Source organism: Aquabacterium sp. A08, assembly GCF_011742065.1.
The window spans coordinates 1-254 of sequence record NZ_JAAQQT010000498.1 but is presented as its reverse complement, the minus strand read 5'-3'; the positions used below and the strand labels follow the sequence as shown (position 1 = coordinate 254).

At 70.1% G+C, this 254-nt stretch carries 1 pseudogene; it reads left to right on the top strand.

Annotated elements, in window-relative coordinates:
- Nucleotides 1-254: pseudogene (locus HA630_RS02845) on the top strand (23S rRNA (uracil(1939)-C(5))-methyltransferase); the annotation flags it as partial.

Sequence of the window (254 nt, the reverse complement as noted above, 5' to 3'; positions counted from 1 at the left end):
CCGCTGTCGGCCGCCGACCTCCACCGCCTGCGCGAGTTCGCGCTGCGCCACAGCGCGCATGGCCAGGTGATCCAGTGGTGGCTGCAGCCCAAGGGGCCGGACACGGTGCACCTGCTCGATACCGAGCCCGCCCCGGTGCAGCTGGCCTACGCGCTGCCAGATTTCGGCATCGAGATGCCGTTCAAGCCGACCGACTTCACCCAGGTCAACCCGCACATCAACCGCGTGCTGGTCGCGCGTGCGCTGCGCCTGCT